Annotated in this window: 22 protein-coding genes and 1 tRNA gene; 9 read left to right on the top strand and 14 right to left on the bottom strand. The window is 63.2% G+C overall.

Translation table 11 applies throughout. From position 1 onward, the window contains the following. Positions 1-23: 23 nt before the first annotated feature. Positions 24-332, bottom strand: a complete 309-nt coding sequence (locus ACI6S0_RS19040; protein ID WP_434403959.1) for a hypothetical protein — start codon at positions 330-332, stop codon at positions 24-26. A gap of 647 nt (positions 333-979) precedes the next feature. Then, positions 980-1,378, bottom strand: a complete 399-nt coding sequence (locus ACI6S0_RS19035; protein WP_434403958.1) for a hypothetical protein — start codon at positions 1,376-1,378, stop codon at positions 980-982. Positions 1,379-1,444: 66 nt separating this feature from the next. Between ACI6S0_RS19035 and ACI6S0_RS19030 the strand changes: the two genes are divergently transcribed. Beyond that, positions 1,445-1,849 carry a MerR family transcriptional regulator gene (locus tag ACI6S0_RS19030; protein ID WP_434403957.1) on the top strand — a complete coding sequence of 135 codons (405 nt, stop codon included), beginning with the start codon at positions 1,445-1,447 and terminating at the stop codon, positions 1,847-1,849. Positions 1,850-2,064: 215 nt separating this feature from the next. On the opposite strand, the gene ACI6S0_RS19025 is transcribed toward ACI6S0_RS19030, so the two are convergent. From ACI6S0_RS19025 to ACI6S0_RS19010, 4 genes are all read right to left on the bottom strand, one after another. Then, entirely contained in the window at positions 2,065-3,249 is a 1,185-nt protein-coding gene (locus tag ACI6S0_RS19025) for a PepSY-associated TM helix domain-containing protein (RefSeq protein WP_434403956.1), read from the bottom strand. Between the two features lie 2 nt (positions 3,250-3,251). Beyond that, on the bottom strand, positions 3,252-5,357 hold the full coding sequence (locus ACI6S0_RS19020; protein WP_434403955.1) for a TonB-dependent siderophore receptor: 2,106 nt from the start codon (positions 5,355-5,357) through the stop codon (positions 3,252-3,254). Positions 5,358-5,574: 217 nt separating this feature from the next. Continuing rightward, entirely contained in the window at positions 5,575-6,957 is a 1,383-nt protein-coding gene (locus ACI6S0_RS19015) for a nicotinate phosphoribosyltransferase (protein WP_434403954.1), read from the bottom strand. A gap of 53 nt (positions 6,958-7,010) precedes the next feature. Further along, positions 7,011-8,075, bottom strand: coding sequence for a bifunctional nicotinamide-nucleotide adenylyltransferase/Nudix hydroxylase (locus tag ACI6S0_RS19010; protein ID WP_434403953.1), 1,065 nt, complete (start codon positions 8,073-8,075; stop codon positions 7,011-7,013). 105 nt (positions 8,076-8,180) lie between these two features. Between ACI6S0_RS19010 and ACI6S0_RS19005 the strand changes: the two genes are divergently transcribed. Then, entirely contained in the window at positions 8,181-8,855 is a 675-nt protein-coding gene (locus ACI6S0_RS19005; protein ID WP_434403952.1) for an NUDIX hydrolase, read from the top strand. 530 nt (positions 8,856-9,385) lie between these two features. Here ACI6S0_RS19005 and ACI6S0_RS19000 read toward each other — a convergent pair. Then, positions 9,386-9,898: an outer membrane protein assembly factor BamE gene (locus tag ACI6S0_RS19000; RefSeq protein WP_004209273.1), complete on the bottom strand. Its 513-nt coding sequence runs from the start codon at positions 9,896-9,898 to the stop codon at positions 9,386-9,388. A gap of 162 nt (positions 9,899-10,060) precedes the next feature. On the opposite strand from ACI6S0_RS19000, the gene ACI6S0_RS18995 reads away from it, so the two are divergent. From ACI6S0_RS18995 to dinB, 3 genes are read left to right on the top strand one after another with little or no spacing between them, the layout of a single operon-like run. Continuing rightward, positions 10,061-10,588 (top strand): ubiquinol-cytochrome C chaperone family protein, encoded by a 528-nt coding sequence (locus tag ACI6S0_RS18995; protein ID WP_434403951.1) that lies wholly within the window; start codon positions 10,061-10,063, stop codon positions 10,586-10,588. Next, on the top strand, positions 10,585-11,130 hold the full coding sequence (locus ACI6S0_RS18990) for a YceD family protein (protein ID WP_004209271.1): 546 nt from the start codon (positions 10,585-10,587) through the stop codon (positions 11,128-11,130). The genes ACI6S0_RS18995 and ACI6S0_RS18990 overlap by 4 nt, the downstream gene beginning before the upstream one ends. A 48-nt stretch (positions 11,131-11,178) precedes the next feature. Next, positions 11,179-12,276 (top strand): DNA polymerase IV, encoded by a 1,098-nt coding sequence (gene dinB, locus ACI6S0_RS18985; protein WP_434403949.1) that lies wholly within the window; start codon positions 11,179-11,181, stop codon positions 12,274-12,276. A gap of 3 nt (positions 12,277-12,279) precedes the next feature. Here the strand turns inward: dinB and ACI6S0_RS18980 are convergent, their stop codons facing one another. Continuing rightward, a complete protein-coding gene (locus tag ACI6S0_RS18980; protein WP_434403948.1) occupies positions 12,280-13,083 on the bottom strand; it encodes an EipA family protein in 804 nt (267 codons plus the stop codon). 231 nt (positions 13,084-13,314) lie between these two features. Here ACI6S0_RS18980 and ACI6S0_RS18975 point away from each other — a divergent pair. Further along, positions 13,315-13,406 (top strand) — tRNA-Ser (locus ACI6S0_RS18975). Between the two features lie 199 nt (positions 13,407-13,605). Then, entirely contained in the window at positions 13,606-13,881 is a 276-nt protein-coding gene (locus ACI6S0_RS18970; protein ID WP_004209236.1) for an HU family DNA-binding protein, read from the top strand. A gap of 110 nt (positions 13,882-13,991) precedes the next feature. Here ACI6S0_RS18970 and ACI6S0_RS18965 read toward each other — a convergent pair whose 3' ends face one another. Continuing rightward, complete coding sequence (locus ACI6S0_RS18965) at positions 13,992-15,521, bottom strand: UxaA family hydrolase (RefSeq protein ID WP_434405965.1); 1,530 nt, start codon at positions 15,519-15,521, stop codon at positions 13,992-13,994. Positions 15,522-15,567: 46 nt separating this feature from the next. Here ACI6S0_RS18965 and uxaC point away from each other — a divergent pair, with 46 nt between their 5' ends. Next, positions 15,568-16,977 carry a glucuronate isomerase gene (gene uxaC / locus ACI6S0_RS18960; RefSeq protein ID WP_434403947.1) on the top strand — a complete coding sequence of 470 codons (1,410 nt, stop codon included), beginning with the start codon at positions 15,568-15,570 and terminating at the stop codon, positions 16,975-16,977. A gap of 4 nt (positions 16,978-16,981) precedes the next feature. Here the strand turns inward: uxaC and ACI6S0_RS18955 are convergent, their stop codons facing one another. Then, complete coding sequence (locus ACI6S0_RS18955) at positions 16,982-18,016, bottom strand: LacI family DNA-binding transcriptional regulator (RefSeq protein WP_434403946.1); 1,035 nt, start codon at positions 18,014-18,016, stop codon at positions 16,982-16,984. A 91-nt stretch (positions 18,017-18,107) separates the two neighbouring features. On the opposite strand from ACI6S0_RS18955, the gene ACI6S0_RS18950 reads away from it, so the two are divergent. Beyond that, complete coding sequence (locus ACI6S0_RS18950) at positions 18,108-18,659, top strand: phosphotyrosine protein phosphatase (RefSeq protein WP_434403945.1); 552 nt, start codon at positions 18,108-18,110, stop codon at positions 18,657-18,659. On the opposite strand, the gene ACI6S0_RS18945 is transcribed toward ACI6S0_RS18950, so the two are convergent. The 4 genes from ACI6S0_RS18945 to ACI6S0_RS18930 all read right to left on the bottom strand — a co-directional run bounded on the left by ACI6S0_RS18945 (position 18,628) and on the right by ACI6S0_RS18930 (position 23,831). Further along, positions 18,628-19,836: a carboxylate--amine ligase gene (locus tag ACI6S0_RS18945; RefSeq protein WP_434403944.1), complete on the bottom strand. Its 1,209-nt coding sequence runs from the start codon at positions 19,834-19,836 to the stop codon at positions 18,628-18,630. The two genes, ACI6S0_RS18950 and ACI6S0_RS18945, sit on opposite strands and share 32 nt — an antisense overlap. Beyond that, positions 19,833-20,813: a polysaccharide deacetylase family protein gene (locus ACI6S0_RS18940; protein WP_434403943.1), complete on the bottom strand. Its 981-nt coding sequence runs from the start codon at positions 20,811-20,813 to the stop codon at positions 19,833-19,835. The genes ACI6S0_RS18945 and ACI6S0_RS18940 overlap by 4 nt, the downstream gene beginning before the upstream one ends. Positions 20,814-20,970: 157 nt before the next feature. Continuing rightward, positions 20,971-21,468 carry a flavin reductase family protein gene (locus ACI6S0_RS18935; protein WP_004209228.1) on the bottom strand — a complete coding sequence of 166 codons (498 nt, stop codon included), beginning with the start codon at positions 21,466-21,468 and terminating at the stop codon, positions 20,971-20,973. Positions 21,469-21,569: 101 nt separating this feature from the next. Further along, positions 21,570-23,831 carry an NADP-dependent malic enzyme gene (locus ACI6S0_RS18930; RefSeq protein ID WP_037509024.1) on the bottom strand — a complete coding sequence of 754 codons (2,262 nt, stop codon included), beginning with the start codon at positions 23,829-23,831 and terminating at the stop codon, positions 21,570-21,572. Positions 23,832-23,927 lie beyond the last annotated feature (96 nt).

Genomic DNA, 23,927 nt, shown 5'->3' with positions numbered 1-23,927 from the left:
TCTGATAGCTAACTACTGAGCAGCTACTCATGGGGGCGGGCAACGATCTCCGCCAGTTTGTGACGACCGTTCTGGTGCAGCGCATCGACCATGAAGCGCCAGACATTGGCCGCGTCGCTGCGATGGCCCGCTTCGGATTCCTCTTCGCCCACATGGCGGATGATTTCCGAACCGGCATCCTTCATCACGCTGTCCGGTTCGTGCAGCGCGTCGATCACCGCCATGAGATGGGGCAGGAAAGCCGTCCATCGCGGAGCGCCACCCGACACCTGCTCATCATCATCTCCATGGGCGCGGCACAAGGCGCGGGCGGCTTTTTCGATCGGACTCATGGACCCGATGCTTGCGTCAGGCCGGTGTCGCGTCAAGTGAGATTATCCTACGTGATATCCTTATGATATTGGATAGCTATCGAATATCATAAGGATATCTTTCTGCGCAGATGTGGATGTCGGGCCAGTCGAGTGCCGGACGACATCACCACCGGGCAGACTATCTGAAAGAATCTGGCCAATTCGCGCCATGGCGGGGCGGGGGCGCAGAAAAAGCAAGCCGATCGCGGCTTTCATAGGCTGGCAGGCCAGGTGGAGAGGTAAATATCCGATTTTGCCTCAACTTGTTGTTGCGTGTACAATGAAAACACGCTCGGCGGCCGCAGCATCCCGCCATCGCAGGAAAACCGGGTAGCCAGGATGCATCAAGACTGACTGGATCCTGTTTCCTCCATCAGCCATGCCGCGACCCTGGATCGATGGGGCGCGGTTCAGGCCTTCAATGCCAAAACAACAGACCGGCGAGATCATCTCGTCATTCTCTGACCGCTTTGCACCTGAGACAAAACACAAGCATCGGCTTTTCCGGCGGTGGCAAGGACGCGCTGCCCAGGCCGCTTGCTCCCGCTGGGGCGCATATGCGCCGCGAAGCGGTGCCTCTGGATTAGCCTTTCGAAATGGCGGTGCTGGTTGAGTGGAAGGGTGCGTCACTGGTGCGCCGTCGGGCGCTGATGCGTTGGCCGGCTAGGCCAACTCTGCTGATTTTCTTCTATAAATGAATCCATTAGCGGTTGAGAATGGTTTTGTGACTCACGCTCAGGGGCATGGTCTAGCGCCGCCTCGATCCGGGCGAGGATCTGCGCCAGCTTACCCTTTTCCATCGCCTTGCGCCGTTCCAGCGGGCACACTGTCGCACGCATCGCCGCCATATCCTCCTGCCGGTCGGCTTCGCGCTGGACCTGATCGTCGGGCAGGGGGGGCAGGGCGCATCCAGCGCGGCAGATAACTTCGACGCCAATGCGGTCTATCCACAGAACCTGGCGCCATGCCCGGTCTGTCAGTTTTTTGCTGTTATCCGCCGATCCGCCGCAGCAGCCTGCCGCCATTTGCCATCTCCCAATCCAAAAGATGACGACCTATGTAGGGCCTGTAGCAACTACAGAGTTAAGGCCATGGCATTCACGATCGGCGAAATGGGCAAGGCAACGGCCACGAAGGTCGAGACCATCCGCTATTATGAGCGGATCGGCCTGTTACCCAAGCCGCCGCGCAACAGCAGCAATTACCGGGATTACAGAGCGAATGAGCTGGGGCGCCTCTCTTTCATTCGCCGTGCTCGCGACCTTGGCTTCTCGCTCGACCAGGTGCGGGCGCTTCTGGGCCTGTCGGATGACCGCACATGCGATTGCGCAGCCGTTGATCGCATTGCTAGCGCGCACCTTCTGGAAGTGGACCGCAAGATCGCGGATTTGCAGGCATTAAGGCGTGAGCTTAATGCCGTGATCGTTTCATGCGCCGGAGGGACGGTGGCCGAGTGCAGGATTATCGAAGCCTTAGGCGCGGTCGCCCCCGGCTAATTGCGAGCGGTCAGGCCTTTGAAACTCATCAGATGCTCGAAAGGCAACGGCTCGCAACCATTCTACAAGCTATCAGAAATGGCAGCTATTCCATAGCGGTCGCCTCGAACCTGCCGTTCTCCTTACGGCCAGTCTTGGGCATTCAGAATGGGAAAGGAGACGGACCGCACCTGGGAACGCAAAATCGGCGGCTGAACGGCCGTAAAGGGTCGAATTTAGCTGGCGCCGCCTATCGCGCCCGGCGTCAGCGCCAAAGCGAGCAGAATGAGAGCGAGGCCGATATAGGCCCAGATGCCCATACCCCGCCAGGCGATTCCAATCGCGCCACCTTGCGCGCGTGACGCTTTGGCTAATCGCATCGCATAGATCATCGTTCCCGTCACGGCCATGGCCGTCATCGCTGCTCCAAACAGGAACCACAGGGCCTTTGTCCATATGCCGCCGAAGGTGCCGAAGTGCAGCGGGTCCGCCATTTCCGAAATGCGCTGATGGGCGTTGAGATCACGACCGTCCAGCCGGGCGACGATTATGGCAGTAGCCGGATCCACCGCGACGGCATTGGCGCGGTCCCGCACCAGCCATGCGGATGACTGCCCTAGGAAAACGACGCCGCCATCTTTGGTGAACCGAATCTCGCGAATGTCAAGCTTCGGGTCTGCCTGCCGTGCCAAGGCCATAAGCCGGTCCAGTCGCTCGCCCACTGGCGCGGGCGCGGCGGCAATTTTGGGTAGTTTAGGGACGGCCGCGTTGCCGCCCAGTGTCTCCACCAGATACCAGATGCCCGTCAGCGCGATCAGGGCCACGAACCACAGGCTCCAGAGGCCAAGCAGTCGATGAAGGTCGCCCGTCAGGCGACGACCATCCCCGCCGCGTGGCATGCGGAAGAAGCCGCGCCACCATTTCTTGTAGGTGACGACGCCCGACACAAGCGATACGGCCAGTAACAGCGCGAGCGAACAGACGAGCGGAATGCCGATCTTCGTAGGCAGCATCAGATGGCGATGCACCTGTCGCAGGAAACGGTGGACATTGGCCCAGTCATGCCGGCCCGTCACCTGCGCGGTCCAGGGATCGACATAGATGCGCTCGGGCGCACCCTTGCCATGATCAATCCAGGCTTCAACGGTGAACCAGGGATCGATCGGCGCATAGAGTGTCTGGAGACGCGCATCGGGGGCTGCGCGGGCGGCGGCATCCGCCCACGCCCCCCAGGACGCGACCGGTTCGGCCCGTGGTGCAACGCGCATGGCGGGCGTAACCAGCCAGTCGAACTCATGCGCGAAGACTGCCAGCGTGCCGGTCGCCAGGATGAAAGTCAGGAAGATCGACAATTTGAGGCCGATCCAGCTGTGCACCACCCACCAGAGCGAGCGTCCCTTCTTGCCCTGCGCCTTTGCCATGGTCAGAAGTTGAAGCGCAGTTCAGCGAGGAAGGTGCGCGGTTCGCCGGGAAAATGGCCGCTCTGTGCCGAGAAGCCCGATGCGGCGTAGACCTTGTCGAAGATATTGTCGACACGCAGCATCAGTTCGGCAAAGCCGAGCCCCTTCGTCAGCGAAGCGTCGAATATGGTGTAGGGCTTAACCTCCTGCCCCGAAAGACTGATGCGCCTCGAAACATATTCGCCGCCAACGGCGATGGCAGTGTCGATCGCAGGCAACTGATAGCGGGTCCAGAAGCCAAGCTTGTGTTTTGGTGCATTGGCGAAGCGATTGCCCACGGCATTGGTGATCGCCTGTCCCGCGATGGTCCCGGTGATCTTTGTGTCATTGAAGCCGTAATTGACGAGGGCCACCCAGTTGGGGGTAATGTCGGTGGACAGATCGATCTCGAAGCCCTTGGCTGTCACTTCGCCGATCGGACGCAACTGATCCTGACCATTGACCGGAGGCAGGCTGGTATCGGCCTGAAGGATGTTCTTGCGCACGATGCGATAGGCAGCGAAATTGGCCTGCAACCGGCCGTCGAACAGATCGGTCTTGACGCCGCCCTCGAACTGGTCGCCGGTCACGGGGGCGAAAGGACCGCCGGCATCGATCGTCTGGCTCGACGCGCTCTGCGGCTCGAAGCTCTGCGACCAGCTGAGATAGACCGAGACATCGCGGCGCGGTTTGAAGATTGCGCCGGTGCGGAAGGTTATGTCGTCATCGGTGTAAAAGCGGTTGCCGACCACCCCGTCCTCAAACTTGTCATAGCGAACGCCACCCACGAGCATGAAGGCATCGGTGAGGCTGATCTGGTCCTGCAGATAGGCGCCCTTGCGCTTCGTGCGCGTGTCAGTGACGGTAAAAGGCAGCAGGGCGGCCCGTGCCACGTCGCGCGCGCTGTTGGTGTAGACGGGATTGCTGAGGCTGAGCGGGGTGACGCCCGCGCGCAGAATTCGGCTATTGAGCACGCTCGTCTCGTCATACCAGTCCGCGCCAGTTTGCAGCTTGTGTTCCATGCCGAGCAGGTCAACACGTGCGGTCAGGTTAGCGGAGAAAGACAGGCCATCGACGTCGCGGATCTGGTCGCGAAACTCGCGGGCGACAAGGTCGGTGCTGCCAGCGACGAAGCCGCGCGGTTCGTGATATTGCTGGGTTTCGGTCGCCTTGAAATAGCGCACGCCCGCATCGAACGTCACCCGATCGCCGATCGCCGTGGCATAGCGCGCCTGATAGGCCTGCGATTTGAGGTGCAGGAAGTCGGTCGGTTCGTTTGCATTCCAGCGGATATTGCCCAGAAAATTACCGTCATTGTCGGTCAGTACGCCGCGCAGCCGGTTGGCTTGCAGGTCGTTATCGTAGATCGTGGCCTGAAGCGTCAGCTTGCCGCCCTCATTGGTCTTGATCGCAACGGCACCGTCCCCGATCAGGGAGACATTCTTCGTATTGATGCGATAGGGGTTCGACGCCTCGTAGAAGCCGCCGAGGCGGTAGGTCACGATGCCAGCATCGTCGATCGGGCTGGTTGCTTCGGCGGAGATACCGCGACGGTCGTAATTGCCGGCGGTCGCGACGAGCCGCATGCCGGTCCTGTCCTCCGGCGTCTTCGACACATAGTTGATGATGCCGCCGGGCGAACCGGGGCCGAAGAACAGGCCAGCAGGCCCCTTCAACACTTCGACCCGCTCGATGTTGAACAGTTGTGGCACGGAAAAGCCGATGAACGGGTTGCCACGCATGCCGTCATAGAATGACTGGTCCTGCCGGAAGCCGCGGAAGGTGACGCCAGCATAGCTGAAGAAGCTGACGCCGGAAATGTTGCGGTAGATGTCGGTCGCGTCGCGCGCGCCCTGATCGGCGAACAGATCCTTGTTGATGACCTGCACGGCTTGAGGGATGTTGAGCGGATCTTCCGCCGTCTTGCCGACAGTCGTGGTTTCCGTGCGATAGAGCCGCTGGGCGCGTCCGGTGACGATGATCTGGTCGGCATTGCCGGCTTCGGGCGCCGCAACCGGCGCCTCCTGAGCCGAAGCGACGGACGCGCAAAGGCAGACAGACGCCAGCAGCGCCGCACGAAAAATGGACAAAGCGACCCCCTATTATTCGATTCGCTAATGAGAGTTATTCGCGCTACGCATTTTGGGTTAAGGGCGCAAGCCAGTGGTCAGATGCGGCGTCGATTAGTCATCAAAAAATGGGAAAGCGGACCGACCGCACCTGAGGCCGGAATATAGGCGGCTGAATGGCAATGGTGGGTCGATCGTGTTGGAGGCAGTCCAAAGGACCTGCCTCCAATGATGTCAGTCAGGCTGCCGCTCGTTCGCGGACCCTTTCGAAGTCGTGGCGCATCACCAAATCGCCATCACACCAAACTGGCGCAAGAAGATCGTCTGCCGGGTCAATCGCATCGCGTCGTACTGCTGCCAGCCTGCCCGCACTCATGACCACGGCCTGGCGGCCGGCCTTGCTCGCCTTGGCCATGTCGGTCACAGGGCGCTTGGCGATGTCGTGCCATATTCCCTGATCATCCTTCATGGCGTTGGCCTTCATGGCGAAGCCCAGCGTATCGCGATTGGCGTGTTGCAGCAGACCGCCGCCCATGCCGAAGGCGATATTGTCGATGGCGAATCCCTCCTCGATGAGTCGAACGGTTAGGCGGCGGATGGTGTCCAGCGTCATGCCGTCGCCCTGAATGACCCGCACATGTGGATCGAGCAGCTTGAACCCCTTGCCGTTTACAATGCCGCCGAAGGCATCCCACAGCCTTTTCACCGTGCGGACCGGCATTTCCACGGGATCGCCACTGTCGGGTCGCACGACCAGCGTGCCGCGCCGGTTGAGGACCTTGCTCTTCAGGCTACCACCCCAGATGTTGGCGACGGCATTGTCGAGATCGTAGCTGTCGGACACGACGGCCACCAGCCTGCCGTCACCCTCGAACTGGTCGAGCATATTGGCATAGGCAGTTTCCTCGCGAGCCGGTCCCCAGCTTGTCATCGTGCTGTGCTCCGCTGCGGGAATGGAAAAGCCGGGCATCGCAGCACCATAATATCGACGGGCGGCGAGCAGCCCTTCCATCGTATCCGTGCCTGCGAAGTTCACCAGATGCGCCATACCGCCCAGGCCAGCACTTTCACCGGAAGATACGCCACGTGCGCCGAAATCGTGGAGTTTGAAAGGCAGTTGGCCTTGCCAGTCATCCGAGGTCTTCCGAAGGGCATCGCGGATGACCAGCTTCACCTGACGGCTGATGGTTGCGACAGTGGTCGGATACCAGAGCGCACGTAACAGCGCTGTTTCTATGAAGGTGGTGAGCCAGGGCATGGCGGGGTCGGTATTCTCGACCTGCATCACCGGCACGCCGACAGGCACGATCATGCCCTCTGGCAAGGCACGGATCTCCAGCGGCAGATAGCCGCCATGCCGCGTCAGGATCGCGTCCCAGCCAGCGCGGTTGAAGGGCACACCATGGGCGGCACAGATTTCCTCAGCCTCGTTGATGTCGGCTTCCGTAATAGGCGCACCCAGATAATCGATCAGATAAGGCTGTAATCCGAAGAACAGGATTTCCTCGGCGCATTGGTTGGGACGTGCTTCGGCATAGGCGCTGATGATGCGCGCCTCGGGTGGATATTGCAGATAGTGGCTCTGCTTGTAGCTGTCGGTGGCCAGGATCAAGTTGGGCATGATGTGAACTCCTCACATGTCAGGGCGCAAGCGGGACTCCCCCGCATGGCCGGTCACAGGTCGGCCATCTCCTCGATGATCGACCAATGGTCTTCAAACAGCATGTCCGGGGTCAGGTCGCCAAAGCGGTACCAACGGGCATGCGCGGCATCGTCGCCGCCCTTTACCGCGAACAGCTTGCGCCGTTCGGGCAAGCGGAACAGGTAGGCGTGGGTGACAATCCGGCCACGCAGAGATCGGGTGGGTGCGTCGAAAACGCGGGTACGCGCATCCTCGATGAAGCTGGCGAGCATGGCCGGAGGAATCTGGCCCTTGCCGTCGCTGATTGCGGTTTCCTCGCGCAATTCCCGAATAGCGGCATCGCGGATACGCTCAGTCGGGTTCACGAATCCGCCCGGCAGCGCCAGCAGTCCTTTCCCCGGCGCCTGCCCACGTTCCACCAACAGGATATGGCCTGACTGCACAACGACCGCATCGGCGGTGATGAATGGCCCGACGCCCCATTGAGTCGGATATGCATCCAGATATTCAGCCTCCTCCAACAGGCTGCGGAAGATTTCGCCCATGGCGAAGCTTCGCAAGAAATCGGCCACCCCTAGCGAAAGGATTGTGCCGGCAATTTCGGGAATGCGCTGGAAATAGCGGCGGCGCACATCGGTTGAGGAAAATGTGCCATATTGGCTGTCGATCTGGAGATTTTCCCATTCCGGGAACAGCTTCAGATAGTAGGATGACGCATCCTTGCCATAACCGGTCAGCGCCACACGGAAATCGGCGATGCCCCGGTTCTGAAAGCCATGATGATTGCCATGGTCGAGCACGATGGCGCGCACCTTACGCTGCACATCGGCCACCCAGGCCGTGTCGGAATAGAGATGATCGTCGAGCGGCGCGACGATCAGCCGGCCTTCGGCTATCTCATAGCGGAAGGCTGATCGCAGCATTGCCTCACGTTCGGCGAAGCTGAAGGGGTTGCGTGGATCGCGAGCGACATTGGCCGATCCGACCAGAACGATCAGTCGCTCCACCTTCTCCAGCGCATGGGCGATGACATGTTCATGGCCGATATGCAGCGGCTGGAAGCGTCCGATGAAGACGCCGAAATCAATCTTGTTCATATTCGAGGCTCCCTCGAAACACTGGTGCGAACCAAACTCCTCGATCCGCCTTGGTCATCTTATATGCATTTGACATATATCTAGTCAACACATAACAATTTTTCCATGTCCGAGACTTCTGAACCCTATGATCCGACCGCCTATCCGCCGGTTGCCGTGACGGTGGATCTGGTTTTGATGACTGTCTTGGATGGACAATTGGGGGTGCTACTGCAACGCCGCGACCAGGAACCCTTTGCCGGGCGCCTGGCGCTTCCAGGCAGTTTCGTTGGACCGGACGAAGACTTAGATGGGGCCACCCATCGGGTTCTCGCCCAGAAGGTAGGCCTGTCGGGAGCCTGGCTGGAGCAACTATACAGTTTTGGCGATCCGGCGCGTGATCCGCGTATGCGGATCGTTTCCATCTCCTATTTCGCTCTGCTCCCAGCGGATCGCCTGAAGGCTGCGGTGACGGGTCGCAACGACCTGAGGCTGGTACCAGTCGACGTATATGAAACGCCACTGGCCTTCGACCATGATGCAATTATCGATCTTGCGCGGACCCGCTTGCAGGGAAAGCTCGCTTACACTCCGGTCGCTCTAGCCTTGTTGCCTGACCAGTTTACGCTGCGAGACCTTCAGGCAGTGCATGAGGGCATTCTGGGCACACGCCTAAACAAGCCCGCCTTTCGGCGGCGCATGCTCGATAGCGGTTGGATAGAAGGGACTGGCGAAAAGGAATCTGCCGGTGCCTTTCGACCCGCGGAACTGTTTCGTCAGACAGATCGCCATCGATCTTAAGGGAAAGCTGCCGCTCCACACATGAGAAGCTCAAATCAGCGACTGAGCGTCTCATAGTTGTGGCCGACCGGCAGCTCGGCTCCTGCCTGTATTTCGGAAACAGCCAGAGTTTCACCTCCCGAATCAGCCTATCAGCTTCTTAGGCAGAAAAATCGACGGTCATCGGGTGCGGATTGGGGCGGATTATGGTAGACGCGGATAGATAGATAAATTTTGTCGAAAAGGCGATTTTGGGCATCGAACCACTTCGCCATTTCCGATTGCGGGTACATTTGAAGGTATCGATGCAGATCGATTTCTATCGTTAAGTTTTTAGAACAATTACATAATTTCTGAATTCGAGTCCTCTTCGGGCACCATTTTCCTTCGGTGAGGAAGGAAGCAAAAACCGCCGGAAACGGCGGTTTTTTTGTGCCTGTAGCAGGTCGAACCGTTGTCGATCCGATAGCCAGATCATGCCGTCCGAACAAAAACGCCGCCCGGTCCATGATGGACAGGACGGCGCTTATGTCTTCACAGTGTGGACAGCCTCAGCTGCCGTTCGGGCCGCCGCCCGGACCGGCACCACCGGCCGAGCCGGCACCCATGGCACCCACGGCACCGATATTGCCGAAAATCTCGTCGAACAGGCTGCGATGGCGGCCCAGCGTCGGGGTCTTGTCGCCGGTCGGCGAGATGTGCGCGACCTGCTCCAGGCCCATGCGATCGACCGCGACGACGTTGCCGGCCGGATCGAACCGGACATGCAGGACGGTCTGCGACACCGGCTTGGGGTTGGAGAAGGCGAGCGAGCGCATGTCGCGCGACACATAATACCAGTCCTGTTCGCCGAACTGCGCGACGAAGCTGGGACGGCCCAGCGTGCCTTCAACCGAGGCACGGTTGTCGATGCCGGGCTGGACGGAGTCCACCAGCAGCTTGTCGACCTGATAGCCCTGATGCGTGCGGATGCGGGTGCAGCCCGATGCGCTGATCACGATCGCGCCGAGGCCCAGAGCCAGCAGGAAACGCCCGCGGCGGGACTGGCGGCTAAACTTGCGCATGGTCTTCTCCTGCGGGGACGGGCCCGCGAACCCAAGAAACAGAAAGCCGCCATTGCATCGGGCGGCCCAGCGATCAATATGGAAATGCGCAGGCCCCGGCAAGGGGCGCACGCGCCCGCGAAGCCCGCTGGCCCACATTCCATCACGAAAAGACGGCAACCCATGTCCCAATCCCGTCCTTCCTTCCTCCAGCGCCTGCTGGGCCGCGATGATCCGAAGGCGGGCCTGATGCCGCTTTATCATGCGGTGGTGGCCGAGGGACGGCAGCCGCACTGGTATCTGCAGGGCGGTGTGCCCGATACGCTGGACGGCCGGTTCGACATGATCGTCGCGATATTGGCGCAGGCGCTGATGCGGCTGGAGGCGCTGGGCGCGGCGCAGGAGAGCGTGTGGCTGACCGAGCTGTTCGTCGACGACATGGACGGCCAGCTGCGCCAGGAAGGTATTGGCGATGTTGTCGTCGGCAAGCATATCGGCCGGATGATGAGCGCGCTGGGCGGGCGACTGGCGGCCTATCGTGCGGCCTTGACGGGGGAGGGCGATCTGGAGGATGCGCTGCGCCGAAACCTGTATCGCGGTGATGCCCCGTCGGCAGAAGCGCTCTGCCATGTCGAGGGCGCGTTGCGCGCGCGCTGGACACGCCTGGCATGCCTGACCCGCGACGCCTTGCTGGCTGGAGACCTTGGATGAGCGACATGATCGAATTTTCGCGCCCCGTGCGCGCCGACCAGCTGGGCAAGCTGGGTGACAGCCTGGTGACCATCAGCGCCGATGAGGGCGAGCGCGCCGCGCTGATGCGCCGTTTTGCGCTGCTGGCGCTCGACCGGCTGGAGGCGGATTATCGGCTGAGCGCGGAGGGCAGCACGATCCTGGCACGCGGCCGGGTCCGCGCCGCCCTGGCCCAGCCCTGCGTCGCCACCGGCCTGCCGGTGCCCGAGACGATCGACACCGATTTCCTGCTGCGCTTCGTGCCCGAGAGTGGCGACCTGCCCGAGGGCGAGGAGCTGGAGCTGGACGCGGAGGATTGCGACACGATCGGCTATGACGGCAATGTCATCGACATGGGCGAAGCGGTGGCCGAGACGGTGGCGCTGGCAATGGAGCCCTATCCGCGCGCGCCGGAGGCCGATAGCTATCTGCGCGAGGCCGGGGTGCTGACCGAGGATCAGGCCAGCCCCTTTGCCGCGCTGCTGGCCATGGCCAAGGATGAAAAGGGCAAGAAGAAGGGCTGACACGCCCGACTGTTTCCCTTTCGTTCCCATGGTGGCATAAGGCCCGCCATGGACGCCCCGCCGCCCGCGCTGCGCAAGATCATCCATATCGACATGGACGCCTTTTATGCGTCGGTCGAACAGCGTGACGATCCCGGCCTGCGCGGCAAGGCGATCGCCGTGGGCGGAGGCGGTCCGCGCGGCGTGGTCGCCACCTGCAGCTATGAAGCGCGCAAGTTCGGCGTGCGATCGGCGATGCCGGGCGCCAGGGCACGGCGGCTGTGCCCCGACCTGCTGTTCGTGAAGCCGCGCTTCGAAGTCTATCGCAGCGTATCTGCCCAGATCCGCGCAATCTTTGCGCGCTTCACCGACATGATCCAGCCGCTCTCGCTCGACGAGGCCTATCTGGACGTGACGCAGAACAAGCCGGGGATCGCGTCGGCGACGCAGGTGGCGCAGGAAATCCGGCGGCTGATCCAGGAGGAAACAGGCCTCACCGCATCGGCCGGCGTGTCCTACAACAAGCTGATCGCCAAGCTGGCGTCGGACCAGAACAAGCCCGACGGGCTGTGCGTGGTGCGGCCGGCGGAAGGCGCCGACTTCATGGCGCGCATGCCGGTGCGGCGGATTCACGGCATCGGCCCGGTCACCGCCGAACGGATGCACAAATTGGGGATCGAGACCGGCGCCGACCTGCGCGATCGCGACCTGCCCTTCCTCCAGACCCATTTCGGCAGCAGCGCGCTCTTCTATTATCGCGCCGCGCGCGGTGAGGACGACCGGCCGGTGCATGAGCGGCAGGAACGCAAGTCGGTCAGCGTCGAGGACACCTTCTTCGAGGATCTTGTCGCCGAGGAGGCGCTGTTGCACGAGATCGAGCGGATCGCGCAAAGCCTGTGGGCCCGAATCGAGAAGGCGCAGGCCTATGGCCGGACCGTGGTGCTGAAAGTGAAGTTCGCCGATTTCCGCATCATCACCCGGTCGCGCAGCTTTGCCGCGCCGGTCCGGTCGGTCGAACAGTTGGTGGATGCTGGTCGCGCGCTGCTGAAGGCGCAATTGCCGCTGCGCATGGGCGCCCGGCTGCTGGGCCTGGGCGTCCATAATCTGGAAGGCGAGGGGGAAGCGGGGGAGAGCGGCGGCGCGGGCGCCCAGCTCTCCCTGCTATGACCGTCAGAAGGGCAGCCAGGTCCGCTTTTCGCTGAACTTCATATAGCCCGCATTGACGCCGAGGCGATAACCGACGCCCAGGCGGATCGGGATCAGCACCACGCTGCCCCAGCGCAGATAGCTGGCAGTGAAGCCACCGACCAGATAGGCGGTGCCTTCGGCGGCCGGGAAACGGTGGTAGAGATCCTGGCTGTCATAGAGATTATAGACCAGGACGAAGGTGTTGGCGGCATTGCCGCCGACGTCGAAGCCGATCGACGGGCCGGTCCAATAGACTTCGCGCTTGCCCTCGATCTTGTGATTGAGCGTGCCCGAACCATAGCGCAGGCCGACCACGAAGGCGCCCGACGCCTCGCGCCCGGAAATATAGGCATTGGGCTGGCCCTGATCCTTGAGGATCTTCTCGATGATGCCGGCCAGGCCCTCAGCGCCCTTGCCGAACACGCCTTCGGCCGCGCCGATCAGATCATCTTCCTGATAGGATTCGCCCGGCGCCATCGCGGCCGGCGGCGAATTGGACGTCACGGGCGCGCCGGTGGCGGTGGCACCGCCGACAGCGGGGGCGGCATTATAAGTGCCGGAATCAGTCGAGCTGGCTGGCGGCGGCAGGCTGGAGTCGACGCCCGGATCGGTCGGCGTGTTGTTCTGGACCGGCGGCGGCGCAAGATCGGAATCGATCGCCGTGTTGGGATCGACCGTGCGAATCTGCGCGCTGGCGACCGGCGCCAGCAGGAGCCCGCCGAGTGCCGCCATCAGGGCACCCACCCGTGCGAAGCGGGCGCCCGTGCGCCCCATGCTGCCGATCATTACCCGATACTCCCCGAAGCCCGCTCTTGAAAACATCCGTCAGATTATCCGTCGCCAAGCTGAAACGACAATGAACGAACGCCCACCGGAGTCGATTCTAAGCCAGATTGAATCCGATTGTGCAAATCCGCATGAAAAATCGCACATTTGGACCGTTGCCATGGATCAAAGCCGTCGCTATAGCCCGTCGCCTAGCCACTGCCTCCCGGTTTCCGGTAGGCAAATTCGTGCGGAGACGTGGGTGAGTGGCTGAAACCAGCGGTTTGCTAAACCGTCGTAGCCTTAAGGGGCTACCGAGGGTTCGAATCCCTCCGTCTCCGCCACCTTTCCATTGACGATGATCCGGCCGCTCAGGCCGCAATATCGGCCTTTGACCGGTCGGTTGGCATGCGCGCATGCACAAAGCGTCTGAAACGCCGCATTAACCGCACTTTTAAGCGCAATCGGACGCTTGGGGGCGATGGACCTTGGCTTTCGTGCCAGCTATGCAATGCGCGCCAACAACAAAGGAAAGCCTATTCCATGAACAACAGCGACCTCGCCGACACCCTGGCTTCGGCCCACAACATCACCAAGGCCGATGCCCGCAAGCTGGTCGATGGCGTGTTTGCCGCGATCGCCGATGCTGCTGCCAAGGGCGAAGAAATCTCGCTCAACGGCTTCGGCAAGTTCAAGGTCAAGGAGTCGGCCGCCCGTGAAGGCCGCAATCCTTCGACCGGCGCGACCATCCAGATCGCTGCCTCCAAGAAGCTCGGCTTCACCCCCGCCAAGGCGGTCAAGGACAAGCTGAACGGCTGAGGAACTGGCCCGGTGCCCGCCTGATGGCGCGGCGCCGGGCTTATTCTGCCGGCGTCCTCCGGTCCCGCACGGACGGATCGCCCCAACGCCATTGATCCTTGGGCGAAAAACTAAAGGGTTACGCCGCGCTTCCAGATGCCGATGGCGCGTTCGTCATTCACCTCGTTCCGGGCCGGCGTCCCGCTGGCAATCGCGACGATATGCGCCAGCAGCGCATCGGCCGCAGCATCCATCCCTTCCTGCAGGACGCGTCCGGCGTCGAAATCGATCCAGCCCGGCTTGCGATCGGCCAGCGCGCTGTTCGACGCGATCTTGACCGTCGGCACCGGACTGCCGAGCGGCGTGCCCCGACCGGTCGAGAACAAGGTCAAGGTTGCGCCAGCCGCCGCCAGCGCCGTGGTCGACACGGCATCATTGCCGGGGCCTTCCAATATGGTGAGGCCGGTGCGGCTGATCCGGTCGCCATAGTCGATGACGTCGGTGACGATGGCGATCCCGCCCTTCTGCACCGCGCCCAGCGATTTTTCCTCCAGCGTGGTGATGCCGCCGGCAATATTGCCGGGGCTGGGATTTTCCGACACCGGCTCGCCATGGTCGAGGAAATAGCGCTTGAAGCGATTGACCACCTGCGTCAGCCGATCGAACACCGCTTCATTCTCGGCGCGCTGCATCAACAGTGTCTCGGCACCAAAAATCTCCGGGATTTCGGTCAGGATCGCGCTGCCTCGCGCCTGGGCCACGGCATCGGCCATGCGACCGATCAGCGGATTGGCGGTGAGGCCGCTCATCGCATCGGAGCCACCGCATTTGACCCCCAAACGCAGCGCCGAAAGCGGCACATCCTGCCGCTGATCCGCGCTGGCCAGATCGATCAGTTCAGCGAGCGCCGTCATGCCGGCCTCGAACTCGTCGCTTTCGCTCTGCGCGCGGACGGTGCGCAGCCGGGCGCGCCGATCGGGCGGAATGCGCGACAGCAGCGCATCGAGCTGGTTGGATTCGCAGCCCAGCCCGAGCAGCAACACCCCGCCGGCATTGGGATTGAGCGCCAGAGAGGCGAGAATCGCGGCCGTGCCGTCGAGATCGGCGCCGAGTTGCGAACAACCAAAGGGGTGATTGAAGGCATGGACGCCATCGATACGCCCCTCCGCCAGCGCCGCCCCCTTCATCGCCAGCCGCTCACCCAATCGGCCGACACAGCCCACGGTCGGGAGAATCCAGATCTCGTTGCGCGTGCCGACACTGCCGTCGGCGCGGACATAGCCGCGGAAATGCGGGACGGGTCGGTCCGTCGGGGATAGCGGCTGCGGCTGCGCACCGGTGAAGCGATAGGCCAGTTCGCCCGAAAGCGCGGTGTGGAGATTATGGCTGTGGACATGCTCGCCCGCCAGGATCGCCCGCGTCGCCAGGCCGATCGGCGCGCGATAGCGGCGGACCGGCGCGTCGGCCGCAATATCGTGGAGCGCAAACTTGTGCCCGGCCGGGACCGGATCGCGCAACTGCACATCGACCATGCCGACGCGCACGGTCTGCCCTGCCCCCAGCGGGTGCAGCGCGACGGCGACATCATCTTCGGGTGCGACCTGAAGGGCCAGCAGCGGGGCGGTTTCGGCAAGGATCGACATGGGTTTGGAATAGGCCATTGCCAGCGTTGGCACAAGGCGGTAACCGGCGGACAAGGAGATCGCCATGCATCCGCTTACCCTGTCGCCCGACCGCCTGTTTCCCGCCGATCCCACGACCCGTTCGATCGCCCGCGCGCTCTATGCCGAAGTCGCCAACCTGCCGATCATCAGCCCGCATGGCCATACCGACCCGGCCTGGTTCGCCACCAATGCCCCCTGGTCCAACGCGACCGAACTGCTGCTGGCGCCCGACCATTATCTGTTCCGCATGCTCTATTCGCAGGGCATCGCGCTGGACGATCTGGGCGTGCCGCATCGCGGCGGCCTGCCCGATACCGATCCGCGCGCAGCATGGCGCCTGTTCGCCAGCCATTATCACCTGTTCCGGGGCACCCCGTCGAGCATGTGGCTGGACCATGTCTTTGCCGAAGTGTTCGGGCTGGACATGGCACTGGACACGCAGAGCGCCGACCAGGTCTATGATGCGATCAACGCGGCGCTCGCCACCGACGCCTTCCGCCCGCGCGCGCTGTTCGAGCGGTTCAATATCGAATTGCTGGCGACGACCGAAGGCGCGGACGACGATCTGCGCCATCATCAGGCGATCCGGGAATCCGGCTGGCAGGGGCGGGTGGTCACCACCTATCGCCCGGATTCGGTGATCGATCCCGAGCATGAGGAATTTCGCGACGCGCTGATCCGCTTCGGCGACATGACCGGCGAGGATGTGGAAAGCTGGCAGGGCTATCTGGCCGCCCATGCCAAGCGGCGCGCCGATTTCCGCGCCATGGGTGCGACCGCGACCGACCATGGCTTTGCGACGCCCCGCACCGCCAACCTGTCGACCGTGGAGTGCGAGACGCTGTTCGCGAAGATCGTCGGCGGCACGGCCAATGCCGACGATGCCGAACTGTTCCGCGCCCAGATGCTGACCGAAATGGCCAAGATGAGCCAGGCGGACGGCATGGTGATGCAGATCCATCCCGGTTCCTGCCGCAACCATAATGCCGCGCTGTTCCACAGCCATGGTCGCGACAAGGGCGCCGACATCCCGATGCGCACCGACTATGTCGGTGCCCTGAAGCCGATGCTGGACGTGGTCGGCAACGACGCCAATCTGACCATCATTCTCTTCACCCTGGACGAGACCACCTATGCCCGCGAACTGGCGCCGCTGGCGGGCCATTATCCCTGCCTGCGGCTGGGCCCGGCCTGGTGGTTCCATGACAGTCCGGAAGGGATGCGCCGCTTCCGCGAGATGACGACGGAGACCGCCGGCTTCTACAATACGGTCGGGTTCAACGATGACACCCGCGCCTTCCTGTCGATCCCGGCGCGGCATGATGTCGCCCGCCGCATCGACTGCGCCTTCCTGGCGCGGCTGGTCGCCGAACATCGGCTGGCCGACTGGGAAGCGGCCGAGCTGGCGCAGGAACTGACCGTCGGGTTGGTGCGCCGCGCCTATCGGCTCTGATCGGTCAGGCGGGGGCGGGACCGCTCGATTCCGCCTCCACCAGGCGCAGCGGCGGGGGCAGTTCGGCGGTCACGGCCTGCCCCTCGATCCGGTCGATCAGCTGCTGGGTCGCGATCCGCGCCATGTCGCCAAAGGGGCGCCAGATGGTGGTGAGCGCCGGCGACACGACATGCGACAGCAGGCTGCCGTCGAAGCCGACGACGGACAGCGACTGCGGAACGGCAATGCCCTTGATTCCGGCGCATTTGAGGACGCCGGCAGCCATGACGTCATTGGCGGCGAAGATCGCCGTGGGCGTGGTCGGCAGCGACAGGAAACGCTCGGCGGCGGCAAGACCCGACTGGAAGCCATAATCCCCCTCCGCCTCGTCCAGCAAAGTCACACCGGCGGCGGCCAGCGCCTCGACAAAGCCCGCCCGGCGCTCCTGCGCGGAAATGGCGTTGGCCGGACCGCCGACCATCGCGATGCGGCGATGGCCAAGATCGAGGAGATAGCGCGCCACCTGTGCGGCCGCCTCGCGCTCGGGCGACAGGATCACATCGGCATAGCCGGTGATCGGCAGGGCGGACAGGGCAACGGCGGGAATATGCTCGCGCGCCAGCGCTTCGGGCAGTCCGGCAATGCCCGATACCGGCGGCAGCACCACCAGACCGTCGGTGCGCGAGCGACGGACGAATTGCAGCACATCCTCGACCGAGGCGGCGGCATCCATCGGCGTGGGATGGACCACCAGTTCATAGCCGCGCCGGCCCGCTTCGCCGACGATGCCGCGCTGCACGGCGTCGAGCACCAGCGCATTGCGATCATTATGGACCATGCCGATCAGGAAGGATCGACCCATGGCAAAGGCGCGGGCGCGCATGGAGGGACGGAAATTGAGCGCCGCAATCGCCTGCTGGACGCGCTCGCGGGTTTCCGCATTGACCTTGGGCGACTGGTTGATAACCCGTGATACCGTGCGGATCGAGACGCCCACCGCAGCGGCGACATCGGCAATGGTGGAATCGCTTCCCTGCGGGCTGTCCTTTGTTGATCGCATCTTTGCGGCTAGCCACAGGGGGAGGGAAATCGCAACCTGTTTGGGCTAAGGCCCTTCCAATGGATTCCCTGCTCCCCATCGGCACCGTCGCATGATCAGCGCACGTTTCGGCACATTTCGCGGCCTGGTGCGCCTGGCTTTGTCCTATCCGCAGCTCGCGCTGGGGCGATCGGCCACGCGGCGTCCCGACCCGGCCGAGGTGCGTCGGCTGGTCTTCGTGTGCCAGGGCAATATCTGTCGCAGCGCCTTTGCCGATGTGGTGGCCCACAAGGCCGGCGCCCGCACGGCCTCCTTCGGCCTGTCGACCACCACCGGACGACCGGCCCATGATCCGGCAATCGCGGCGGCGCAGGCCCTGGGCCATGACCTGTCTGCCCACAAGGCGCTCGACAGGACGGACTATCAGCCGCAGCCGGGCGACCTGCTGCTGGCGATGGAAGTGCGGCAACTGCATCGACTGGCTGCCGATCCGCGCCTGTCGCACCTGCCGCGCCAGTTGCTCGGCACCTGGACACAACCGATGATGCCGCATCTCCACGATCCCTATGGCCTGGACGATCGCTACATGGCGCATTGCCTGCAGCGGATCGAGCAGGCGGTGACGGCGCTGATCAGGACTTATCCCGGCGCAACGCCTTCCTGACGATCTGCCCCAGATCGCGCAGCAGCGGCCGGGGATCGCTGAAGCTGAAGACATAATAGCGCATGCGCAAGTCGAGGAAGCCCAGCAGATAGGTGGCAAGGTCGCGCCATGGGCTGGCCCGGAAGAAGGGATCGGCGATCTTCCCGCCCATCAGCAATCGCAGCAGGCGCTTGGTTTCCGGCACCATGTAGCGCGCGCGCAGGGTATCACGGGGCAGGGGTGCCGCATCCGTTTCACCCAGCACCGCCCGGCGATAGGCTTCCCAGGCAAAATGGGCATGGCAATGGCCGGCCAGCGGCAAACTGCCCCAGAAACGGCCGTTCACCTCCATCAGCCAATAATGACCGCTGCCTGCATCATAGCGATATTCGACCATGGCCGGCCCCTGCCAGCCGAGCGCCCGCAGCAATTGTTCGGACAATGCCATCTGTTGCCCATGGCGGTCGCGCGGTTCGGCACGGCACAGGGTCGATACGCCCCCTTCGGGCGGCCATTCGTGCAGGCGGCGATGCTGGAAATGCAGCGTCGCATCGCCATCGGCCATGAACAGCATCTGTCCCAGGCCCACGCCGCTGCAATATTGCTGGATCATCGGCCAGATACCGACCGGACGATAGCGGGCGAGCAGCGCCTGCAACGCATCCGGCGTCCGCACATATTCCGCCTTGATCCATTCCAGCCCGGCCCGCTCAAGCAGCGGCATAACCGCTGGCGGATTGGCCCATTTGGCGACCAGCGGATAGGGCATGGATGCGGCATGGGCCTGGAAATCGTCGCCCGCCATCGGCTGCCAGGTTCGCGGTATCAACAGCCCCTGCGCCGCCGCGGCCGCCAGGGTGCGGCGCTTGTCGATCACCTGGTTGAGCGCTTCGGCGCGCGGGACCAATATATGGCAATCGCCGATCATTGGCGGCAGCAGCGCCAAATCGAGCAGATCGGTCTCCGAAATGGCGAAGACAGCGCGGGCGCCGGTCCGGGTGATCAGGTCGGGCAGCCAATCGGCCGCCGGGCCTGACGGCCGATCAGTGCTGTCCGTGCAGTAGCGCGATGCCGCCGCGATCCCGCTTGCCGGCCCGACACCATGGACCCGCACGCCATGGCGGCCAAGTTCCCGGACGATGGTCAGGCTGATCGCATTTTCCAGGCCGATGACGATCGCGCAGGGCAGGCGGCTCACGCAGGCACCAGCCGATGTTCGTAGCGCCATGTCGCCCAGGCCTGTTGCGCGACACGCAGGCCGGTGCGCAGCCGGCTGGGCGGCACGCGAGTCAGCGCGCGCGCCGGGGCATCGGCGAGCGCAGGCGACAGATCATGGAAGCCGGCAGAACGCATGCCCGGCGTCGCTGCTGCAGTCCGGCACAATTGCTCGAACCGGCGCATCACCGTGCGGTTCGGGCGCATCCGGTCGCGCGAGAGCATTTCGAAACTATGGGTGACGATGACGAAGGCATCATGACCTTCCTGCGCGGCGTGGTGCATGCCGGCGCGCATTTCGGCGGCCGACATGGCGCAGATCTGCGCTGGGCGGAAATGGCCGGGGCGGTCAGCGATCCCCGACACGGGCAGTTCGACCAGCCCCTGGGCGCGAACCGCACCGATCTGGCCGGCGTCCATGCTGATGCCGCATCCCTGGCCGAGATAGGCCGGATTGACGCTGCTGTCCCAGCCGATGCCGATCGCCGCCAGCGCCCGCAGCGTATCGTCATTGGCGCCGAAATTGCCGGCCCGGAACGCGCTGATCCGCGGGGCGCCCGCCTGTTCCAGCAAGTCGCGACCAAGGCCGAGCAGGATGATCTGGTCGGCCAGGCTGAAATCGCCGATATTGCGGCCCTGTCGACCTTCGATCGGCGAATCTTTGACCCAGGCCAGCCATTCGCTGTGCAGATGGAGTTGCACTTCATGCCCGCGCCCGACGATGGCCGCGACGATGGGCTGGAGAAAGGCGGGACCGTGGATCAATGCGGGCAGGGGATCGAGGAAGAAGACGCCCTTGAGGCCATGACGGTCCATCAGGTCCATCTGCCAGCCGATGCCAAAAGCACCGGCCGCCGTCTCGCCCCAGATCGACTGGCGCAAATTCTGCTCAAGACCGAAGCCGCGCTGATGCAGCGCTGCGGACAATTCGGTGTCGATGGTGATGAGCAGCGCAGTCATGATCAGTCCGATCCGGAATGGGGACGATGATAGACGGCAGACGTTAAGGAGCCGTGATGTTTCTGACCCATGTATGGATCATTACGGCCTTTTAACGAGCTTTACCCCTTTTTTCTTGCCCTCTTGCCCGATCAGACGGTGTCGCGCCGCCCGTTCCTCATGCGAGCAGCGAAAATTCGCCATAATTGCCTTGGAAGAACAGCAATGGCCGGTCGGGCCGTTCCACTTCCAGTGCGACCACTTCACCCAGCACGATATAATGATCGCCGGCCTCATGCACGGCATGCAGGCTGCAATCGATCCAGGCGACGACATTGTCGATGATGGGCGATCCATTGTCGGATACGCGGTGCGACACGCCGGCGAACTTGTCGGGGCCTGGTGCCGCCAGCTGGCGGCAGAGCGGCTGCTGATCACTGGCGAGGACATTGACGCAGAAGCGGCCGATCTGCTGAATCCGCGGCCAGCTGCCCGAGCTTTTGGCCGGGAAGAAGGCGACCAGCGGCGGATCGAGCGACACCGAGGTGAAGGAGCCGACCACCATGCCGACCGGGGCGCCATCCTCGGCGGACGCGGTAACGACGCACACGCCGGTTGGATAATGGCCCAGGACGCGGCGGAAGGTGGCACTGTCAATCATGGTTGCGCTGTTCATGCCATGGTCTTCCAGCAGACGATGGCGCAAGGCAAGCGAAACCGGTCAGAAACCAACCGGTCGTAGCGGATAGGGGCGGGGCTGGTGCCCCGCCACGATCATCAGAGGGCGATGCCGCCCGCGGCCAGCACGGCCAGCGTCAGCAACTCGGACGCATTGGACGACATGGTCGCGATCTGCACCGACTTTTCCATGCCGACCAGCACCGGACCGATCATCGACGTGCCGCCCAGTTCGCGCAGCAGCTTGGCCGAGATGTTGGCCGACTGCAGCCCCGGCATGACCAGCACATTGGCCGGGCCGGACAGGCGGCTGAACGGATAATTCTTCATCACGGTCGGATTGAGCGCCGCATCCGGCGTCATTTCGCCTTCATATTCGAAATCGACGTCGCGCTGGTCGAGCAGCTTCACCGCATCGCGCACATTGTCGAGGAAGGCGCCGGGGGGATTGCCGAAATTGGAATAGGAGAGGAAGGCCACGCGCGGGTCATGGCCCATGCGCCGCGCGACCGCGACCGTGCCCTCGGCAATGTCGGCCAGTTCGGACGCGGAAGGCCGTTCATGGACGGTGGTGTCGGCCAGGAAGACGGTCTTGTCCTTGGTCACCATGACATGGATGCCGAAGGGGGTACGGCCCGCAGCCGGATCCATCACCCGCTTCACCTCGCGCAGGGTCTGGCCATAGGGCCGGGTGACGCCGGAAATCATCGCATCGGCCACGCCCATCTTCACCAGCAGCGATCCGAAGATGTTGCGGTCGCGATTGACCATCCGCTCGCAGTCGCGACGCAGATAGCCGCGCCGCTGCAACCGGGCGTAGAGAAGATCGACCATCTCGGGCACCAGCGGCGAATTGACGCTGTTGTGCAGTTCGAAGCTGTCGGGATCCTGGACGCCCAGTTCCTTGAGCTTGTCGCGCACATGATCGCGGCCGACCAGCACGGGGATGCCATAGCCCAGTTCGCGGAACTGGATCGCGGCGCGCAGCACCACTTCCTCTTCCGCCTCGGCAAAGACAACCCGCTTGGGATTGGCCTTGGCGAGTTCATAGGCGCTGGTGAGAACAGAGGTGGTCGGATTGAGCCGCGCCTTAAGCGAGTCGCGATAGGCGGCCATGTCGGCGATCGGCTTCTGTGCGACGCCAGTATCCATCGCCGCCTGGGCGACGGCGGCCGGCACCACCTCCATCAGGCGCGGATCGAACGGCGCGGGGATGATATAGTCGGGGCCGAAGCTGTGCGAACGGCCATAGGCCTTTGCCACTTCCTCGGGCACCTGTTCGCGCGCCAGGTCTGCAATCGCCTTGGCGGCGGCCAGCTTCATCGCCTCGTTGATGCCGGTCGCCCGCACGTCGAGCGCGCCGCGGAAGATGAAGGGGAAGCCCAGGACATTATTGACCTGGTTGGGGAAGTCCGACCGGCCGGTGGCGACGATCGCGTCGGGACGCACGGCATGGGCGTCAGGCGGCAGGATTTCCGGGTCGGGATTGGCCATGGCGAAGATGATCGGATTGGCCGCCATCGACTTCACCATATCCTGCGACATGGCGCCGGCGACCGAGAGGCCGAGGAACACATCGGCGCCCTTGACCGCTTCGGTGAGGGTCCGCGCGTCGGTCTTGACCGCATGGGCCGACTTCCACTGGTTCATGCCCTCGGTGCGGCCCTGATAGATGACGCCCTTGCTGTCGCACATGATGACGTTTTCGTTCGGGACGCCCAGCGCCTTGATCAGCTCGGTGCAGGAAATGGAGGCGGCACCCGCGCCGTTCACCACCACCTTCATGTCCTTCATGTCGCGCCCGGTGAGCAGCGCCGCGTTGATGACGCCCGCCGCCGCGATGATCGCGGTGCCATGCTGGTCGTCATGGAAGACCGGAATGTTCATCCGTTCCTTGAGCGTCGTTTCGATGACGAAGCATTCGGGCGCCTTGATGTCTTCCAAGTTGATGCCGCCGAAGCTCGGCTCCATCAGTTCGACCGCGTCGATGAAGCGATCGACATCCTCGGTCTTCAGCTCGATGTCGATGGAATCGACGTCGGCGAAGCGCTTGAAGAGGACGGCCTTGCCCTCCATCACCGGCTTGGACGCCAGCGCGCCGAGATTGCCAAGACCCAGGATCGCCGTGCCGTTGGAGATCACCGCGACCAGATTGCCCTTGGCGGTATAATCATAGGCGGTCGCCGGATCTTCAGCGATCGCGCGCACCGGCACCGCGACGCCAGGCGAATAGGCGAGCGAGAGATCGCGCTGCGTCGCCATCGGCTTGGAGGCGATGATCTCGATCTTGCCGGGGCGGCCGGTCGCGTGGAAGAACAGCGCCTCGCGCTCGGAAAATTCCACATTTGACTTTTCGGTCATCGCGATACCCACATAATGGAACAATAGCGCCGCCCTAGCGGCAAGATTATCTTGTGGGCAAGTGCGAGAAGCGCAATTTTCCTGCCCTTTGGCGAA

It is taken from the genome of Sphingobium sp. DN12 (assembly GCF_051058005.1).
Taxonomy (GTDB): Bacteria; Pseudomonadota; Alphaproteobacteria; order Sphingomonadales; family Sphingomonadaceae; genus Sphingobium; species Sphingobium yanoikuyae.
This window is presented reverse-complemented; position numbering and strand designations above follow the sequence as displayed.

Excerpts from the sequence above, each read along its gene's own strand:
- ACI6S0_RS19005 (WP_434403952.1), top strand. The coding sequence starts at position 8,181 with ATGTCCGAGACTTCTGAACCCTATGATCCGACCGCCTATCCGCCGGTT.
- ACI6S0_RS19030 (WP_434403957.1), top strand. The coding sequence starts at position 1,445 with ATGGCATTCACGATCGGCGAAATGGGCAAGGCAACGGCCACGAAGGTC.
- ACI6S0_RS19040 (WP_434403959.1), bottom strand. The coding sequence starts at position 332 with ATGAGTCCGATCGAAAAAGCCGCCCGCGCCTTGTGCCGCGCCCATGGA.
- ACI6S0_RS18990 (WP_004209271.1), top strand. The coding sequence starts at position 10,585 with ATGAGCGACATGATCGAATTTTCGCGCCCCGTGCGCGCCGACCAGCTG.
- ACI6S0_RS18940 (WP_434403943.1), bottom strand. The coding sequence starts at position 20,813 with ATGACTGCGCTGCTCATCACCATCGACACCGAATTGTCCGCAGCGCTG.
- ACI6S0_RS18995 (WP_434403951.1), top strand. The coding sequence starts at position 10,061 with ATGTCCCAATCCCGTCCTTCCTTCCTCCAGCGCCTGCTGGGCCGCGAT.
- ACI6S0_RS18970 (WP_004209236.1), top strand. The coding sequence starts at position 13,606 with ATGAACAACAGCGACCTCGCCGACACCCTGGCTTCGGCCCACAACATC.
- ACI6S0_RS18980 (WP_434403948.1), bottom strand. The coding sequence starts at position 13,083 with ATGATCGGCAGCATGGGGCGCACGGGCGCCCGCTTCGCACGGGTGGGT.
- ACI6S0_RS18955 (WP_434403946.1), bottom strand. The coding sequence starts at position 18,016 with ATGCGATCAACAAAGGACAGCCCGCAGGGAAGCGATTCCACCATTGCC.
- ACI6S0_RS19010 (WP_434403953.1), bottom strand. The coding sequence starts at position 8,075 with ATGAACAAGATTGATTTCGGCGTCTTCATCGGACGCTTCCAGCCGCTG.
- ACI6S0_RS18950 (WP_434403945.1), top strand. The coding sequence starts at position 18,108 with ATGATCAGCGCACGTTTCGGCACATTTCGCGGCCTGGTGCGCCTGGCT.
- ACI6S0_RS18930 (WP_037509024.1), bottom strand. The coding sequence starts at position 23,831 with ATGACCGAAAAGTCAAATGTGGAATTTTCCGAGCGCGAGGCGCTGTTC.
- uxaC (WP_434403947.1), top strand. The coding sequence starts at position 15,568 with ATGCATCCGCTTACCCTGTCGCCCGACCGCCTGTTTCCCGCCGATCCC.
- ACI6S0_RS19025 (WP_434403956.1), bottom strand. The coding sequence starts at position 3,249 with ATGGCAAAGGCGCAGGGCAAGAAGGGACGCTCGCTCTGGTGGGTGGTG.
- ACI6S0_RS18965 (WP_434405965.1), bottom strand. The coding sequence starts at position 15,521 with ATGGCCTATTCCAAACCCATGTCGATCCTTGCCGAAACCGCCCCGCTG.
- ACI6S0_RS19035 (WP_434403958.1), bottom strand. The coding sequence starts at position 1,378 with ATGGCGGCAGGCTGCTGCGGCGGATCGGCGGATAACAGCAAAAAACTG.
- ACI6S0_RS18935 (WP_004209228.1), bottom strand. The coding sequence starts at position 21,468 with ATGAACAGCGCAACCATGATTGACAGTGCCACCTTCCGCCGCGTCCTG.
- dinB (WP_434403949.1), top strand. The coding sequence starts at position 11,179 with ATGGACGCCCCGCCGCCCGCGCTGCGCAAGATCATCCATATCGACATG.
- ACI6S0_RS19000 (WP_004209273.1), bottom strand. The coding sequence starts at position 9,898 with ATGCGCAAGTTTAGCCGCCAGTCCCGCCGCGGGCGTTTCCTGCTGGCT.
- ACI6S0_RS19015 (WP_434403954.1), bottom strand. The coding sequence starts at position 6,957 with ATGCCCAACTTGATCCTGGCCACCGACAGCTACAAGCAGAGCCACTAT.